General features: G+C 39.1%; 6 protein-coding genes. All 6 read left to right on the top strand.

Annotation, left to right across the window (positions count from 1 at the left end; genetic code table 11):
- Position 1 precedes the first annotated feature (1 nt).
- On the top strand, positions 2-6,637 hold the full coding sequence (locus AC04QZ_RS19690) for a carbohydrate binding domain-containing protein (RefSeq protein ID WP_478359144.1): 6,636 nt from the start codon (positions 2-4) through the stop codon (positions 6,635-6,637).
- Position 6,638: 1 nt separating this feature from the next.
- Positions 6,639-7,439: a hypothetical protein gene (locus AC04QZ_RS19695; protein WP_478359145.1), complete on the top strand. Its 801-nt coding sequence runs from the start codon at positions 6,639-6,641 to the stop codon at positions 7,437-7,439.
- Between the two features lie 211 nt (positions 7,440-7,650).
- A complete protein-coding gene (locus AC04QZ_RS19700; RefSeq protein WP_478359146.1) occupies positions 7,651-16,179 on the top strand; it encodes an RHS repeat domain-containing protein in 8,529 nt (2,842 codons plus the stop codon).
- A 2-nt stretch (positions 16,180-16,181) separates the two neighbouring features.
- Entirely contained in the window at positions 16,182-16,745 is a 564-nt protein-coding gene (locus AC04QZ_RS19705) for a hypothetical protein (protein WP_086547965.1), read from the top strand.
- 486 nt (positions 16,746-17,231) lie between these two features.
- Positions 17,232-17,852 (top strand): hypothetical protein, encoded by a 621-nt coding sequence (locus AC04QZ_RS19710; protein WP_478359147.1) that lies wholly within the window; start codon positions 17,232-17,234, stop codon positions 17,850-17,852.
- Positions 17,853-18,255: 403 nt separating this feature from the next.
- Positions 18,256-18,663: a hypothetical protein gene (locus AC04QZ_RS19715; protein WP_478359148.1), complete on the top strand. Its 408-nt coding sequence runs from the start codon at positions 18,256-18,258 to the stop codon at positions 18,661-18,663.
- The last annotated feature ends 174 nt before the right edge of the window (positions 18,664-18,837 follow it).

The raw sequence follows: 18,837 nt of genomic DNA on the forward strand, positions 1-18,837 counted from the left end.
AATGAATAATAGATTTAGGAGTAATACAAAAAAAATTGCCAGGGTTTTATTGGCCGTTTGGGTTTTAAATTTAATTGAACCATTTTCTGCTTATGCTTTAACATCAGGGCCATCACAGCCAGAAAGTCAATCTTTTCAACCAGCTGGTGTTTCTGATATGGTTGATGTTTTTAGCGGAGATTTTAAATACAATATCCCTTTAATGGATATCGATGGTTATCCTGTTAATTTAAATTATCAATCGGGCGTAAGTATGGATGATGAGGCCAGCTGGGTTGGCTTAGGCTGGAATTTGAACGTGGGTTCCATTAATAGGCAATTAAGAGGTATACCCGATGATTTTAATGGAGATACACTTCTAACTGAGCAGCAGAATAGAGATAGAATTACCGTTGGAGGAAGGCTAACAGGAAAGATGGAAGTAAGGGGCAAGTATGTAAACCGCTTAGCCTCTGACGTAAAAGACCTTGTTGGTAAAAAACTTAAAATTAGTGGCTCATTTACTTTTGGTATTTTTAGTGATAATTATACAGGTATGGGAGCAGAGATTGGAGCCAATGCAGGTATATCGTATTCATTTGGAAGTAGTGGTTTGCTTACCTCTAAATTAGGGCTTGGAGTCCTATCAAATACTGCTTCAGGAGTAGACGTTTCACCATATATCTCTGCCGCAATTGCTAATAATAGAGATGAAAAACAAGCCATGTACTCTGGTCTCACTTCCAGCTTAGGTTATAATAGTAGGGCGGGTTTAAAAGCATTCAATTTTGGCGCAAATGCAGCTGGTTTAGATATTTTTAATGGATCGGTTTCTTACAATACAGAACCTATACAGCCTAAAGTGCAAAAAGCTTACGCCTCTGAAAATTATTCATTTAGCATAGATGCTGGTGCAGCAGAGGGGCCTATCTTTTGGGGTGGTGGTGCTACAGGTTATTGGAAAAAACTATGGGTTGCAAATCATCATGCGAAAAATCGAGAATATGGCTTTTTGTACTCAGAAAGAGGAAAAAACGATGTAAACGCGTTGCACGATTTTATCAGGGAGAAAGAAAACCCTATCATCCCAGAATTACCAAACCTAGCTTTGCCTGTTGCAACGCCCGATATTTTTACGTTCAATAGCCAGGTAGGCTCGGGTCAATTTAGGTTATACAGAGGTGGATCAGGTATCTTTTACGATAATCAGGCGGTTGATGGCTCAAAAAATACTTCAGCAGGTATTGATTTGGGCTTTGGTTTTACCAATACACATGTTGGGGTTACCTATTTTAAACAATCTGCAACCAACACTACAGGGAAATGGACCCGGGATAATTTATACACCAATAAAGGTGATTTTCAAGATCAAGACATCAACGAACCGCAAAAACAACATGTGTTTTTTCGTAAACCTGATGAAAAGAATATTGAAGATGTAACCATGCATGATAAAATTCATGGTACAGAACCATTAATGATAAATACCTCAGGAAAAACTGCAAATGCAGCATTTAAAACAAGCAATTCTATTTCCAGTAACATCTACCAGGTAAACGACCGGATCGAGAAAAATAAGAGACAAGAACAAAGCACCGCAATAAGTTACCTTACAGCTGCAGAAGCAAGTAAGGCCGGGTTAGACAAAAAAATAAAAAATTACCCGTTTAATAATTTTGGGACATTTTATCCGAATTTAAATGTCATCCCCGATTCTAGTAGCCGGATAAATAACGAATTCAGAAAGGCACACCATATTTCTGAAATAACTGTTTTAAATGAGCAAGGACAACGAAGCGTATATGGTTTGCCTGTTTATAATAAACGACAGGAAGAAATTACCTTTGCTGTTGATAATGCTGTAAACAATACAAATGGGCGGGTTTCTTCTAGTAATTTATATAATGTTAATACATCTGGGGTTAATGGCACCGATAACTATTTTCATTGGGATAAACAACCCGGTTACGCGAGTAGTTATCTATTAACCGGCATACTCTCACCTGATTATGTTGATAAAGAAGGGAATGGCATTACTCCTGACGATATTGGTACAGCCATTAAATTTAATTATTCTAAAATTGATTCCTATAAATGGCGTACCCCATATAATTTAGGCAGCAATCCTGAAGCTGCTTTAAATAGAGGCTTACTTGCCGATCCTAAAGACGATAAAGGGAGTATTATTTATGGAGAGAAGGAAATATACTATGTTCATTCTATCGAATCAAAAACAAAGATAGCCTATTTTATAACCGAGGATAGAAAGGATGCATTAGGTGTTCTGAATGTAGATGGAGCTAAAGATCCATCTATAAGACAGAAATGTTTAAGGGAAATACGGTTGTATAGTAAAGCCAATATGGATAAGCCCATTAAAGTAGTAAGATTTAAATATAACTACAGTCTTTGTCCGGGCGTACCAAATACTGCTGAAGGGGGAGGAAAACTTACCTTAGAGCAGGTATGGTTCGAATACGGTTCTACACATAAAGGTGCTAATCATCCCTATTTTTTTCATTATGAATCGAATGTAGGCTATGGAGCTCAAATGGTAGACCGATGGGGTGTATATAAAAATCCAGCTAATAACTACGGCTCATTAAACAACGAACAATATCCTTATACGGATCAAAACAGAGGTAGAGCCGATCAGGCAGCGGCTTTATGGCATTTAAATAAAATTGAATTACCTTCAGGAGGAAAGATTAACGTAACCTATGAAGCTGATGATTATGCCTATGTTCAGGATAAAAAGGCTGCAGTTATGGTGCCTTTTGATTTTGTTGCCGGGAAAAATATAACCAATAGGAACAATTCAATTGTGCTGGACATCGATTCAATTCCTCCTGAAGCTGATGCAGGGGATGTAACGGGTTGGTTTAAAAGAGTATATCTAAACGGTTCAGATTATATATATACCAAATCGGCCATTAAAATGAGTACTTCAAATGCACCTAGTGAAGGAAATGATAATGATTTTGTATCGGCATATGCAAAGGTAAAGCACGTAAATGTTTCAAATAACCGTGCTACTGTTGAGCTTGAAGACGTTACGGAAGATGAAGTAACTACCAATCCAATCCGTTTTGCAGCGTGGCAAAAACTGAAAAATGAATATCCTAAATATGCTTATCCAGGATATGAAAATAGGATAGGTAACGGGAATCCCGGTATTGCAGCAGTATGGAAAGCCATTTCGAGTGCTACAAGAAATTTAAGTGAATTATGGCAAGGCTTTTACAGCAGGGCAGAAAGAGGAGGAGGAAAAGGTTTTTGTGAAAATTTTTATCCGGCGCAAAGTTTTGCCAGAATCTCCAAAGCAAGTGTAACTAAAATAGGTGGTGGTGCTAGGGTGAAACAGATTCAGATCGAGGATGACTGGGATACATTTACTGGTGGAACAGCCCCAAAAGGTACATATGGGCAAAGATATGAGTATACCACGAAAGGCGATGATGGGCGTGTTATTAGCAGTGGGGTAGCAACTTATGAGCCTTCCGTTGGAAATGATGAGAATGCATTAAAACAACCTATACCCTATATTCAAAAAATAAAAGGCGCCGTAAATAACTTTTTTGAGCTGGAAACGCCTTTTGGCGAATCACTATACCCCGCACCAAGCGTTGGTTATAGCAGAATTGTTGTAAAGGATTTGGAAGGTACAGGAACGCAGCCCAATATTCCGGGAACAGGCTATACCGTACACGAATTTTACACCGCTAAAGATTTTCCTGTCAGGGTTACCGTTCTGCCTATCGAATCCCAAAATTCTAAGCCAAAAACTCAATACTCGTGGTTTCAAACAGAAAGTATCGAGGAGCAAACCATGTCTCAAGGATATAGCATTGAGTTAAATGATATGCATGGCAAGCCCAGTGCAGATCGGGTATTTAATGCTTCATCGGCAGAAATTTCTTCTAGCGAGTACCGCTACCAGGTAGATAATGAAAAAGAAAAAACTTTAAAACTTAACAATGCAGTTAAAGTTGTAAAACCTAATGGGGATGTAGTTGATGCTGTGGTTGGCAGGGACATCGAATTTTTTACCGACTTTAGAGAGCAGGAGAGTATAAATTCTGGTACATCAGTTGGTATCGGTGCAGATATAATGCATTACACTTTCGTAATAATCCCCCTTCCACATTTTCCGGTAAATGCAAACAACGAATATAAATTATTCCGATCTGCATGTGCCGTAAAGGTTATACAAACCAATGGCATACTATCAAAAGTTACGAAAAAGGAGAACGGCTCTTCAATTACAGTAGAAAATGTAGCCTATGATGGTGTTACAGGGGCGCCATTGGTTACCAAAACACAGAACGAATTTAACAAGAGTTATTATACCGTAAACCTACCCGCCTATTGGCCATATCGTCGAATGGGAGGTGCTTATCAAAATATTGGGATGTTACTGCAAAATGTAACACTGAATAACAATTTTGAAGTTAGCCCGCATGGCTATTTATTAACCCAGGGAGATGAACTGGTAAATCTTGGCACAGGCCTGCATTATTGGGCTGTAGATAGTAGACCGGCAGTTAATATAGATGGAAGCCCATTACATTTCTGGGCTGAGCCGAGCAAAATCCTTGTAGATAAAAAAGGAGCAAGATTATCATCAATTGCAGCAGGTGATTTAAATCACAGCTTCAAAGTGGTACGCTCAGGTTTCCGAAATATTTTAGATGCCAGTGCACAAAATATTGTATGTTTAAATAACCCAATTCAAAATGGTGTACTCTCTATTGCTTCATCAAATGAGCTTTCAGCACTAAAAGTAATCAATGCCTCATCAACGGTTTACAGTGATGAATGGCCTGTAGATGGAACCGGCCAGGCTACTGAAAGAAAGGAATATGTTGATGCTAATTATCCGTTTACATATAAATTTAGTGGTTATCAGAGTTATTATGGAGCCTCAGGAAGTCGTATATATAGTATTTGTCCGGAGGAAGGCGTTGGCGAAAATCCATTAATGATAAATAATGTCTGTAATAATTATGTGTCTTTTAGTAGCGCTTATCTAAATTCACGTTTGATAAATACTGGGATTTGGCCAAAGGCACCTTCTCTCTCTTCGGTTAATAGTAATAATGAAGTGAATTATAGTGATGAAGAACCATTAGGTTTTGAAGCTACATTCTATGCTCCGGAAAGTAAATATTATTATATAGGTTTTGCCGGAGATGATAAACTGAAGATTAAAATTGATGGTCAGAGTGAGATTCCTAGTTTGGATAATAACCTTCAATTTTGGACGATTTACCCTGTTTATATTCCGGAAGGTACACATAAAATAGAGGTAGAGGGGTATAATATCTACAATGGATATTCTAATTGGAGTAATAACCCGGGAGCAATGGCTGTAGAAATTTATAATAATACAGGGTTGCAATTAAAAAATGCTTCAGGGTCTACAGGAATAAATACCATTTTTAGTACTTCTCAATTGATTTCAAATCAATTGGATTTTCAAACCTTTAGAACCATTGATTATGTTAAAACCTGGCGTTTTACTTATGAAACTTATTTCAATCCTTTTGTTCATGGAATGAAAGGGAATTGGCGACCATATCAACAAAACGTTTATCAGGAAAACAGGACCTATGATAATATTTTAACACCAGGCAAAAAAGGTATAAATGTATCAAACTCGGGTTATTTAAACTTTTTTAAGTCCTATTGGGTTGTTCAATATGGCGATTGGGTTACCAATACATCTGCTACAAAATGGGTGAGTACCAATACCATTAAACAATACGATAAATACGGACAGGAAGCAGAAAATCAAGACGCACTAAGAAGATACAGTGCCGCCAGTTTCGATTTTGCAGGGCAATTACCTTCGGCGGTCGCTTCTAATGCTATGCGTAGACAAATTTACTCAAATAGTTTTGAGGATGTTTCAAGAATGAACAGTGTGCCCGACACGAGCGCGACAAAAGAGCTTACTTTAATAAATGGGCAGCCTTTTGTTGCTTATCCTGGTGACAATACATTTAGGGTATCTTCTGAGGCACACTCTGGTAATTATTCTCTACGGTTGCCAAATACCGGCATACGGTTATCAACCAAAAAACATTTCACCGAACAAAAAGATGTTAATAAGCCCTACCTGACAAAAACCAGCAAATACGAGTTTAGCTTAATGCCTACTATCGGCCTTTACCCCCGTGGTTTCGAGCCAAAACCGGGCAATCCCTATCTTATCTCATTTTGGATCAAGGATAATCAACCACTGGATAGAGATATTAGGGTAGCAGTAAATGTGGGCAATGCCAATGCATCCACCCCCGTATACCTTACCTTTAAAGCAGCGGTAGAAGGTTGGAAACAGGTTGTGGGCACCTTCGATCTTCCCTCTAGCTCTGGCAATAACCGCTTTGATGTAAACATCTATCCAACTAGTGGTACTGTGGTTTATTTGGATGATATCCGTATCCACCCTAATGATGCACATATGAAAACCTATGTGTATAATGAGAAGAATTACAAGCTAATGGCAGAACTTGATGAAAATGCTTTTGCAACATTTTACGAATACGATGACGAAGGTTCATTAATTCGTGTGAAAAAAGAAACTGAAAGAGGAATCGCAACCATTAAAGAAAATCACTCTTCATACCGTAAAAGAATAACAGTAAGTAATTAAGATGAAAAGAATTTATAAAAGTATATTTTTTATTAGCATTTCTGTTTTTGGCATCTGCTTAATTGCTTATGGTGGAACCAGCTTGATCAAAGGATTTACGCAGCGCAGCGATTGGCCAGCAACGGCCATTATACAGAAGGAGACAGATATTGATCCTAAACTGGCAGAAAAATTCACTAAGATTTCAGCAATGGTTAATCCAAATGGAGAGAACTTTAAAGTAGCAGGAAAAATTAATATCACAAATCCTGTAGATTCTAGTCAGAACCTACACAATCTGTCTTATGTATTTCAAAAACAAGGTGATCAATATTATTATCAATCAGGGCAAACAGAAACCATAAATGCAGATGGCATATCTGTTTATGTAGATCATGCCCAGAAAAAGATGATGTTGGGCAAAAATAAGGGCGGGATGACACCACTTGTTTTTCCGGATCTATCTGACCTGACAAAACAGCTTAAAGAAGAGAAATACCAGTTGTGGGATAGACGTACAGATAAACAACATTGGACTATTTCTCTCATAAATCAGACGCACATTACCTGCAAATTATATGAGATAACTTACGATTCGCTCACGTTAAAGCCAAACAAGATTGTAATGTGCTTAAGTAATTTCGACGATCCCCTAAACAATAAAAAAGATAAGAAGATCAGTTTTGAAATTATGACTGACTCACAGGTAAATGTAGGTTTATTTAAGGTAGACCGTTTTGTTGAAAAAAAACAACCGCAGGAGTATGTGCCCGCAGAAAAGTATAAGGATTACGAATTGATTGTGCTTCCTGAACTTCGGTAAGTTAAAGAATCGCCTTCAATTTATAGCTATCATTTTATAAGTAGTGGTATTATGAAGGATCTGTTTAAGGATTATTGAACCTGTTAAAACGGTGCCAATCATTTGGAAATTTAGTTTGCATTATCTCAGTGGAAAGAAGAAAATCTAATTAAAAAATAAATAGGCTAAGCAATTAGCTATAAAATATTAAGTATCAGAATAAAAAAAGAATATGTTAAAAACACTTCGGTTTATTTTTGCTTTATCCTTGTTGTTGCTCCTTCAGCAACATGTTTTTGCTGCTGTAGAGCCTTATCAGAATTTTTTGAAAGGTACGATCAAAGTTGGCGATTCGGTATTGGTAAAGGATGAGAAATTTAAAAATCCGGCATTTAACTGGAGCGAAATTACCAACATATCGGTACACAACGCCATTACATTGCAGATTTTAGCGGATCAAAATATTAGCCAGTCTTTCAGCTGCAAATTAAAGTTCAGGGTAGAATATTTTAGCAGCCCAACACAGGCAGAACCAACGCGTATTGATTCGGCATTTCTTTTGGTTAACTACGATAAAAAATCGGGGGCTACCTATAAAGGAACAGCAACTTATCCTTTCGAAAACGGATACTATGTAAAAGTATATGTATTGGATATTAGTAGTCCTGAATATGGTAATCAGCTTCCACCAGTTCTGCAATTAACCAATCAAATTAATATCGACCGTACTTACACTTTTAAAAAATACCTGTTTATAGGTATAAATGGGCAAACAGCTCAGGGTAGTGGTTCAAGTGGTGGTATGCAACGTTTAAGTAGCTTAAGTGCGCCAACAAATAATGATCACCAACTTGCACTGTCTTGGGCTGCTATTGTTGGTGCCCAGGAATATGATATAGAATGGGTACCGATAGATGAAGACGGTGAATTTGGACAAATGGCTGCTGCTCTTCAGCAAGGTTATTATTATGATGATGAGCAAATTGCCCCAATGTTTCGTAATAATGCTACTCGGGTTACCACACACGAAGAAAATTATACCATTTCATTAATTTACAATTCCAATTATATTGCCGTGAGGATGAGGCAAGTTGCCTATACAGCGGATGGGCTTAGAGACGAGGGTAATTGGTTTTATAGGAAAGATGATAATGTCTCATATGCAGTATGGGAAACCCCCTGGCATCAACAAAATTTAAACTGGCAATACGCAGCAACCTATGCCGAAGATGGAAAGAAAAAAGAAGTAGTTAGTTATTTTGATGGCACACTACGTAACAGGCAAACCGCTACACTTAACAATTTCGATAATGTTGCTGTAGTACAAGAGAATATTTACGATAAGTTTGGCCGCGCCACAGCAAGCATTTTGCCAGCACCATTTAAAGATGAAAATACTGCTGTTCAGTACCTGCATTATTTTCCAGCATTTAATAGAAACAATGCTGGTGCCAGTTATAACTTCGCTAATCTAAATATTGTAAATTGCCAAATTGTGCCCGACCCACTAAGTACGGGGTTCGGCGCATCTAAATACTATTCGGGTAATAACCAATTTTTATCAACTGCACCATACAGTCAAAAACTTTATCATCAATACATTCCCGATGCAGGCGGTTATCCCATCTCGGTTACGCAATATACACCAGATAATACCGGAAGGATAAAAGCGCAGGGAGGTGTTGGCCAGGTTTTTCAACCAGGGCAGACCGATAAACATACTACGCAATATTTTTACGATAAGCCAAGTCAGTGGGAGTTAGACCGCTTATTTGGTAATGATGTAGGTTATGCAGATCACTATCTTAAAAATACAGTGATCGATGCAAACGGACAAACGTCGGTAAGTTATGTAGATGCAGCAGGCAAAACCATCGCTACAGCATTAGCTGCAGGTACACCAGCTAATGTTGATCCTTTGCCTAATAAACCTTCGTCTCAGCAAGTTAATGTAGACCTTATTAAGCCTAATCAATTTGCCTTTAGCAGCAGCAATCTAAACTTAAGTGCAACTGCTACTTATAATGCAACATTTATTGGCCAGGCTACGATTTCATATGACGTAGAGAAACTCATCAGCAGATACCCGGGAGGAGTATTTCAGCCATATAGCAATGCTTATTACGACTTGCAGATTACGGTAAAAGACGATTGTGGAATTACCATTTATCCCACTTCGTCTGCTTTACCACCTCCGACGGTAGCCATCGGATCAAAAACTTCTGACCAAACTGCTGTAGGATTAGCCTCAGGTAGCTTAGCCATAAATTTCGATAAGATAGGAACATATTACATTACCTTCGATTTAAAACTAAGCAAAGATGTAATTGAGAAATATACCAAAGCGTATATTACAGAGGGACAGGGAAATGGTACATTAAAGAAAAAGCAATTTTACGTGTTACAGCAACTGGCCAAGGCCGATTTTAGCGGATGTTTTTCTGATTGTAAAACAGCTAAAGAGAATTTAGGTTCGCAGGTTGAGTTTACTAAGATGTTTAATACAAGGCTCGATAGTCTTGGCGAACGCGATAATCTTTTAGATTATGCTACTTATATCAGTGGATTATATACAGCACTTGATTCTTATGTGGGGGCTTTAGAGATAGCATGTGCCACTGCACCTGCTTCACCCTGTGATATCTATAGAAAACCAATGTTAGCCGATGTTTCTCCTGGCGGACAATATGCACCCCTTGATGTCAATGGAAATTTAACAGAGCCCGCTATTAATGTGCTGAAACTCTATTTTAAACATGGTGTTTTTAATGATAATGATAATGTAACTGATCCAGAATATCAGGTCACCAAAGCAGACGGAAAGGTGACCACTCCTTACGCAACTGGTTTTACGCTTGAAGATTTAGTGAAATACTGGAAACCTATTTGGGCAGAGCAATTTTTGCAACACCACCCCGAAAACTGTAAACTGCTGTTCTGCGAGGCAAATGTTGCCAGTAAAATATGGGACAATAAACTGGAAGAAAAAACAGCTGCGGCAGCGGGGTATGGTTATAACAATGCTTCAAATTGGTTGCTAAACACTGACCCTTTCTTTAATGGAGGATTAGGGGCCGGAGAAATCAATAATATGGCAGCCGATTTAGCTAATTACAGCAGCAATGTACTGGTGCGCCCTTATGCGGTTAAAAATTTGAGCCAGGTAGTAGATTTTATGCTCTATTGTACCAGTGGCAACACCAATACAAGCAATGATGCCGATAACTGGACAAATTGTGCGCCAAACAATTCCTGCCGGGTAAACGATAGAGAATGGGAAATGTACCGCACCATGTACCTCGATCTTAAAAATAAATATGTAGCCAAGGTAAGTAAAGCACATTGTGGTACTGCTGCCTGTACGATTGGTACACCGGTTAGTTTGGCACCACCGGCCGATCCGAATACACCTACCGTACGCGATTTATTTGGTTTTGACCAGACCGGGCAGGCAACTTTTAGTTATCAAGGAGGGGGCACCCAGCAAGATGTCATGTTTGTGCGTGTAGGTACTTCAGATCCTAATTCTGTTACGCAGAGCTTTTATCTCGAACGTCCTTTTACGGATCAGATGGTTTACTTTACATTAGGAACGTTTTATCCACGCGTGGAGATTCGTAATCTGATGAGCAATAGCACTCCAATAGTTTATGAAAATGTGTGGGAGTACTACTCTAATACCTATAATACAACTAATAGTATACATGTTGATGGGAACACCTATAGTATGGAGGGAACCAATAATAGAGAATATTATAAAGATTACTTCGATAGCAGGGTTATATTCAACTTAGATTCTTGGCAGCTCGATCCGTATGGTAGTCAGGGGGCAGAATATTCTCAAACATTGTGGAATTACTATGATTTATATATATATGGGCCAGGTTTTTCAGGGTGGCAGTCTTATGGAAACCTAAAGACAAGCTACGGCTTTGGTGGTAATGGCAACCCACAAAGTTTTCTAAACCCATATTATACACCGCCAGCAACAAATCCGAATACTTGCGCTGCTTATTCATCAAAAATCAGCCGTTTTGATAATATAGATTATACCGTACCTACCCTAGATGATGGTCAGCAGGATACCAAGGTACATACTGATCTGGCAGCACAGCTTACTGATGTTTGTACCAGCAATGCTGATGACTGGATGGAAAAATTGGCACCTGGTTTAGTTAACTACCCAAATTTAACTACGCAGTTACGCGCAAATTTAATTGAACTGTGTAGCCGTGGAGGCGATTTTGACCATCCTTTTGGTGCAAGCAGTTTTGTGGTAAGCAATGATAAACCTGCTATCATCATTAATAATCATGCCTGCTCAAATGTTGTTGATGTAATTAAATATACTTTAGGTTTAAATGAGAGTAATCCTTTTACCAACGACCTTAACCCCTGGTTGCTGGATGGTTTTTCCCCAAGTGAAGTGAGGCAGCAAGCTACAGATATGGTAATTTCGGCTACCACATCCGAAATCTGTGATAAAATAACGGCTTTAACCACAGCAGCTAATGGTCAGCCGCTTTTTACCTATTTAAAAAATACCTATGGTAGTGCAATGACCTTAACACAGGGCGCATTAGATACCCTGCTAAATGGTTGTCAAAATTGTAAATATTTATTAGCCAAAGATATACAGCTCCCGGTGTTTTTGCAGCCAAAAGCAAATGGTTGTATTACCAAAAGTGAATATAATACAGCGCTTGCTCAAATGAACAGTTTGTTTGCAAGTACGCCCAATACCAGCTGGAGCAATTACCCAACCATACTAACCAATTTTATGAATTACAGGTTTGGTTTTGTAATGGGGTACGATCAGTATAAAACTTTTGCAGATAATTCTTACAGCCAGATGCTCTGCAACGAACCACCTTTTGTACCTGTTGCAGAAGATGTTTATGCCTGTGCAAGCTCATTAATTAACATGGCATTTGGACAGGGCGAAGAATTATATAATGCCTATATAGCCGAAGAAAGGGCTAAATTTATAAATGCCTACATCAGTACTGCCGCCTCGGCCAAGGCAAATGTACGTTTACAGGCCGAACAACAGCTCTATCACTTTACCCTGTACTACTACGATTTGGCAGGTAACCTGGTACGCACCGTACCGCCGGAAGGAGTAGTGTTATTGGGCGATACTGAAATAAAGGAAGTAGGCCGCAATCGTGATGGTTTGGTAAATGAAAGTTGTAATTACAATGGGCCTGAAACAGCATCCGACCGTAATACCGCATTGGGAAGTTTAAGTACCGCCTTACAGGGAGCAGGAAACAATGCTATTGAGATGTGGTTGTATGCAGGTAATCCTGGCGCAAGGCAGTTTATAGCCACCACTCCTGATATGAAATACCTGTTACAGGCCTGCCAGAACGGTAACCTGGTTAATGTTGATATTTTTACCTTAAACCAAACAGCGGCAAACAGCGTAGCCATTACCTTAAGCAACCATGTTACGGCCGATGTAAGCAGTATAATACCGCTGCAACCCTGGAGCCATATTGTAGTACAGGGAGCAGATTTAGCTAAGGGTGCATTACAGATCTGGATAAATGGCAAACAATATACTGCAGTAACAGGCGCACCGGCAGCAGGCTGCGGTTGGGCAATTAGCACCAATGGCTCCGGCAATGTGGTAATGCCTGATAATTTTGCTTTGCTAAAATACCTAAGGGTATACCAAAACAGGTTAATGACCGGTGATGAAATTGCCAAAAATGCAAACAGTCCTTGTTTTGGGGTAGTAGATGTAAACAACCCTTACAACTACCGTTTCAATGTACCGGAGGCAGGCGATCCTACAACCATTGCCGATAACAGTAGACAAGAAACACAGTTTCATGGCATTTACCCTGCGCATGTATTAACCACTACCTATACCTATAATGCCACTAACCAGGTAGTACAGCAAAATACACCCGATGCAGGTATCAGCAAATTTTGGTACGATAAATTAAGCCGTTTAACATTTAGCCAAAATGCAAAACAGTTGGAGAATAACGACTACAGTTATACCCGTTACGATCCAAACCTTGGCCGTATTACCGAAGTAGGACAGAAGCATAACGGATATAGCCTGGGTACGCCTGGTTACCTGGTAAATAGTAGTGGTAAGTTTTTAGATCAGTTTGAAATACTGAGTATCTATTTTAGTGGTACAAACAGCCAAATTACCAATACCATTTACGATGCCCCAAGTACCATTAGCGGTTCTATTTTAGGTTTAACACAAAATAACCCACGCAAACGTGTAACGGCCAGCATTTACCGCGAAAATGATAGCGATGTTAATTTTAATGCAAGCTACTACAGTTACGATGTAGCGGGCAATGTAAAAACATTGTACCAACAGGTAAAAGGACTGGGTTTAAAACGCCTCGATTACGAATACGATCTGGTAAGTGGCAAGGTAAACTTTTTGGCTTACCAGCATAACCCCGATCAATCAACGGCAGCTTTTAAAGACCGCTTTTATTATAAGTATGAATACGATGCCGAAAACCGCTTAACCAAAGCATATACCGCTACGCAGGCCAACGTATCTAGTTACGGTTTTGGCAGTACTTTAAGTGCGCCGTACCAACGTTTAAATGCCAGTTACCAATATTACCTGCATGGCCCTCTGGCCCGTATGGAGCTTGGCCCAGAAGGTGCTTTAGTACAGGGTGTAGATTATGCCTATACCTTGCAGGGCTGGCTTAAAGGGGTAAACGGAAGCACCTTAAATACCAATGATATAGGCAATGACGGGGCCGACATCGCCAAAGATGCCCTGGCCTTTAGCCTGGGTTATTACCAGGGCGATTATAACCCGATTGGCGCGGGCAGTGCCTTTAATTATAAACACCAGGCCAATAACGGTAACATAGCTGGCCGTAACTTTTATAATGGTAACATTAGCAACAGTACCTATGCCATAGCCGAAATAAACAATGGTGCAACAGTAGGTTATACCTATGGTTACGACCAGTTAAACCGTTTGAAAAATGTAAACCAACAAACATTAGGCGGAGTTAACGACTGGAGTTTCGATGCTGCTAACTCGGCTTTTAAGGAAAGCTTTATTTATGATGCAAACGGGAATATCTCATCGCTAAGCCGTAACAGCCAGAGCGGACTAATGGATAACCTGAGCTATCATTATAGCAGAGATGCCAATGGCAGATTACTGCATAATAAACTGGCAAGTGTAACCGATACGGAAGGCATAACCAACGGTACCGATATTGGCAACAGCAACTATACCTACGATGCAATTGGCAATTTAACCGGCGATACTGGCGAAGGTATAACCAATATACAGTGGAGCGTTTATGGCAAGATTAAGCAGATTACCAAAAACTCAGGAAATATAACATATACTTACGATGCTGGCGGAAACCGCGTAAGTAAACAGGTAGGCGGTGGAGCCAGCACCTTTTATGTGCGCGATGCACAGGGCAATGCCTTAGCCGTTTATGATAATGCAGGGAGTACCAGCAACTGGCTCGAACAGGATTTATATGGCAGCAGCCGTTTGGGCATGTGGAAACCAAATATTAACTTAGCGCTGCAAAGCGGAGGCGATGTATGGGCAACTACAGGTAACATTACTTACGAGTTAAATAACCATTTAGGCAATACCATGGCTACCATTACCGATAAGCAGGTGCCGGTAAGCGGAGGTTTTAAAGCGGAAGTATTAACCGCTGGCGATTATTATGCCTTTGGTATGGCCATGAAAGGCCGCGATTTTACAAACCCAGGCGCACAAGCCTACCGTTATGGTTTTAACGGCAAGGAGAACGACAATGAGGTAAAAGGGGTGGGGAATCAGCAGGACTATGGGATGCGGATCTATGACCCGAGGATTGCGAAGTTCTTGAGTGTGGATCCTTTAAGCCCTAAGTTCCCGGACCTTACACCATATCAGTTTGCGAGTAATAGGCCTATTGATGGGATTGATTTGGATGGTTTGGAATATACACCATCACAGCTAGTAGAAATTCTTAGAAAAGCAAAGGCTGCTTTAGGTAAAATGGCATCTGAAAATACAGTAGCTTTGAAGGGTACAGCCGATGCAGTATTAAATGCTAACACTTTTGGTCTTACCGATGCTTTCGGTGGAACGGATAATGTGGGTAGTTATTCTACTTCTTATGATAAAAAAATGTATCTGTATGGAAGAGTTGTAGGAGATGCAGTATCAATTATACAAGGAGGAGGAGAGGTAACTGGAGGACTCTCAACAGCAGGAGCAGGAGGAGCTGTATCATTGACCGGTGTTGGTGCAGTTGTCGGAGCACCTGCAGCTGTGGGAGGTTTAGTAACGGCAGGTCATGGTGCGGGAGTTGGTGCAGCAGGAGCAGTTGATTTGGGACAGACTTTAGAACAACTTAGGAAACTAGGGGTTAACAATATGGCTGTTTCTGATGCTGGAAACACACCAGAAAAATCTTCCAATAACCAAGCCAGTTCAGCTCACGGTGGTGCTCCTACTGAAACTAAAGTAAAAGCTCCTTGGCAATTAACGAAAGAAGGGTCGTCAAAGATTAAAAATAGTACAACTTGGGGACGCATGTACAAAAGTAAATCTGATGGACTTTGGTGGTCTGTTGACAAAACAGGGCATGGAGGAAGTAAATTTAAAGTTTTTACAGAAACACCAAAAGGACTGGAATGGTATAAAGATGCTGATGGATTTGGAAATTTTATACAAGATAAACACAAGGGAGAGACTGGGAAATTTATTCCGTGGAGCAAATTAAAATCGGTTCAATAAAAATGACAATACTAAACTCAACTAATAATCAAGATTTTCCATTTGAGTGGGTTAATCTTGATTTTTTCCCAGATAGCAAGGGAAGTAGATATGAGATATATCTAAATAAAAACAATAATCTTTTAGAAGATTTATTGCAGATGTTCCGTTCTTTATTTCAAAGTGTAGACAATAATATTAAAATATATAACTATTCTTGGTGGGACTTTTGCTTAGATACTTGGGATATAGAAAATGATGACTACAATTACGAATTAACAGGTAAGTCTAATGAATCGAAAGCTTATTTAAAAATGCTGCAAAGTTCCTTTATTGAGAAAGACTATTCTGGTATATGTACATGTAATGATTGGAACAAATTCTTACCATTAGTTCTAACCTGTATCTTAACTCATCAGGCTCCATATAGTCCGCTATTTTTTAATACTGAAGAAGATTTTTTCTTTTATTTTCATCATACTGGTAGCATTGGATTTTATCATAACTCTGAGAGGACTTCGGTAAAAAAAATAATGAGCATTGCTGAAAGAGAATATCGAATAGTGGCTTATCCTCCTCCCTGCTAGTCCGAGCGGATTGCAATTAGATAAATTGTGCTGGTGCGAGTTTTTAACTCGTACCAATAAAAAACCTCACTAGCGCAAGTCTTAGTGGGCCAGATGACTTGTGCTTTTAAAATAATCTAAGCCTGGCGATTGTGCCGGGCTTTTACTTTTCCAGTATTCCGAGTTTGATGAGTCTGGCTTTTATTGCGCCATAAGAGCGTCCGTGCAGTCTGGCCAGTTCGGTTATCCTGTTGCCTTCTTCTCTCTAGCGCAAGTCTTATTGGGCCGGGCGATGCTGCTGGGTGACTTGTGCTTTCATGTACTTAATTAGTTAGTTTTTTAGAGCGATTGTTGTAATAATTTAACGAAAGCACATTCAGGCCTTTGCTTGGGCAGGGGCGCTAAGACTTGCGCTAGATGTTCTGCTAGAATTAAAAAAAGAAAGTAACGAACTAAGCATAAAATATATAAATTAGGCAAAAAAAACGACTAGATTAAAGCTCCCTTATGCGTTACACGATTACCTTCATATTACTCTGTTTCATTAGTCTTAATGCGAAAGCGCAGGCAGACAAATATTTTAAGCCCGCATCTTATTATGATTTACACGGGGTAAAGATATCCGGGCTAATTGCGCATCATCCCTTGGTGAAGTACATTACTTTTAAAAGCAATGCAGCATCGAAGAAACAGAAAATAAAAATAGATTCCGTATCATCGCTACTTATAAATGAGGATAGTTTGGTGGTTTTAAACTATGGAAAGGAAAAATTAGAAAAACATTATTGTTCATTAATCGCGGTTACACCGGTAAGGAAATTTTTTTGTTACTATACGATGTCTTACGATACTTCAAGCATGATGGGGCATATTGGCCCTGGCCCATCTAATAATTACAGCAACACACCTACATCTACCAGGTTTATTTCGGGAGAGATGGCAATTTATATTTACCAGGATGGAGATACCACTTATCCACTTAGAAGAGGCAATTATAAGGAAATTCTAACAGAAGCTTTCGCCGATTTCCCCGAATTGGTTAAGAAAATTCAGGATAAGGAAATTAAATACAACGATATCGATGTGATGTTTAAACAGTATAATGCTAATAAAAAACGTAAGTTTTAATGATGGGTTTTCCTGTTGAACGTTAACAACCCTCACTGCACAAGTTTAGTGGTTTAAACAATTTAGACTAGCTGAATGTGCATGCGCCAGAAGATATAAGAATAATAAAGACAAATTTTAATGGAAAGAACGCTCTAAAAGATCCTCACTAGCGCAAGTCTTAGTCGCTAGGGTAGTGTTGGTGGCTGACTTGTGCTTTTAAATTTTCTTCAGAGATTATTATATTGATTTGACTAGAGCGCAAGTCAGGCCTTTTGTTTGGGCGGGGGCGCTAAGACTTGCGCTAGAATGGCTTTAATAAGCTTGGGGACAAGGAAAAAACAATGGATATCTTGAAGAAAATGAAAGATGTTAAATTGGAAGATATAAACTCTGCTAGAAAAGTATTTACTGAAATTACAAAATGAGTTATCAGATTTTCATAAGAAAGAATTATTTATTAGTGGAAATAATAAACGTTGTTAAATCCATATTGGAAGTAGGAGAAGATGAAATCGCGCTTTTATTTGATAATAAAGACGCTGATGAAAAACCTGTTTATATAGATGTTGTTAAGCTAAAAGGCGATTTTAAAACGTTACTGGTGGTGTACAAAGACGAAGATATTAAGCCACATTTTAGTGAAAGTGCGTTCGCAGCCATTTTATCATGTAAGTTGAAAGATGATGTTTTGATCGACGATGGCAACGTTTATCCTCACTCTTGGTTATTGATTAAACCCGATATGATGAAATATATTGTACGAGAGGAACCTATTAATCTAGAGGGACATTTTGAACTTGAAAATGAATTTAAATTTCTTCTAGAGTAACCCTCACTAGCCTCACAAGCGCAAGTCTTATTGGGCAGGGCGATGCTGCTGGGTGACTTGTGCTTTTATGTATTTAATTAGTTAGTTTTTTTTAGAGCGATTATTATATTAATTTAACGAAAGCGCATTCAGGCCTTTGCTTGGGCAGTGGCGCTAAGATTTGCGCTAGATTTT

The organism is Pedobacter folensis (assembly GCF_056490665.1).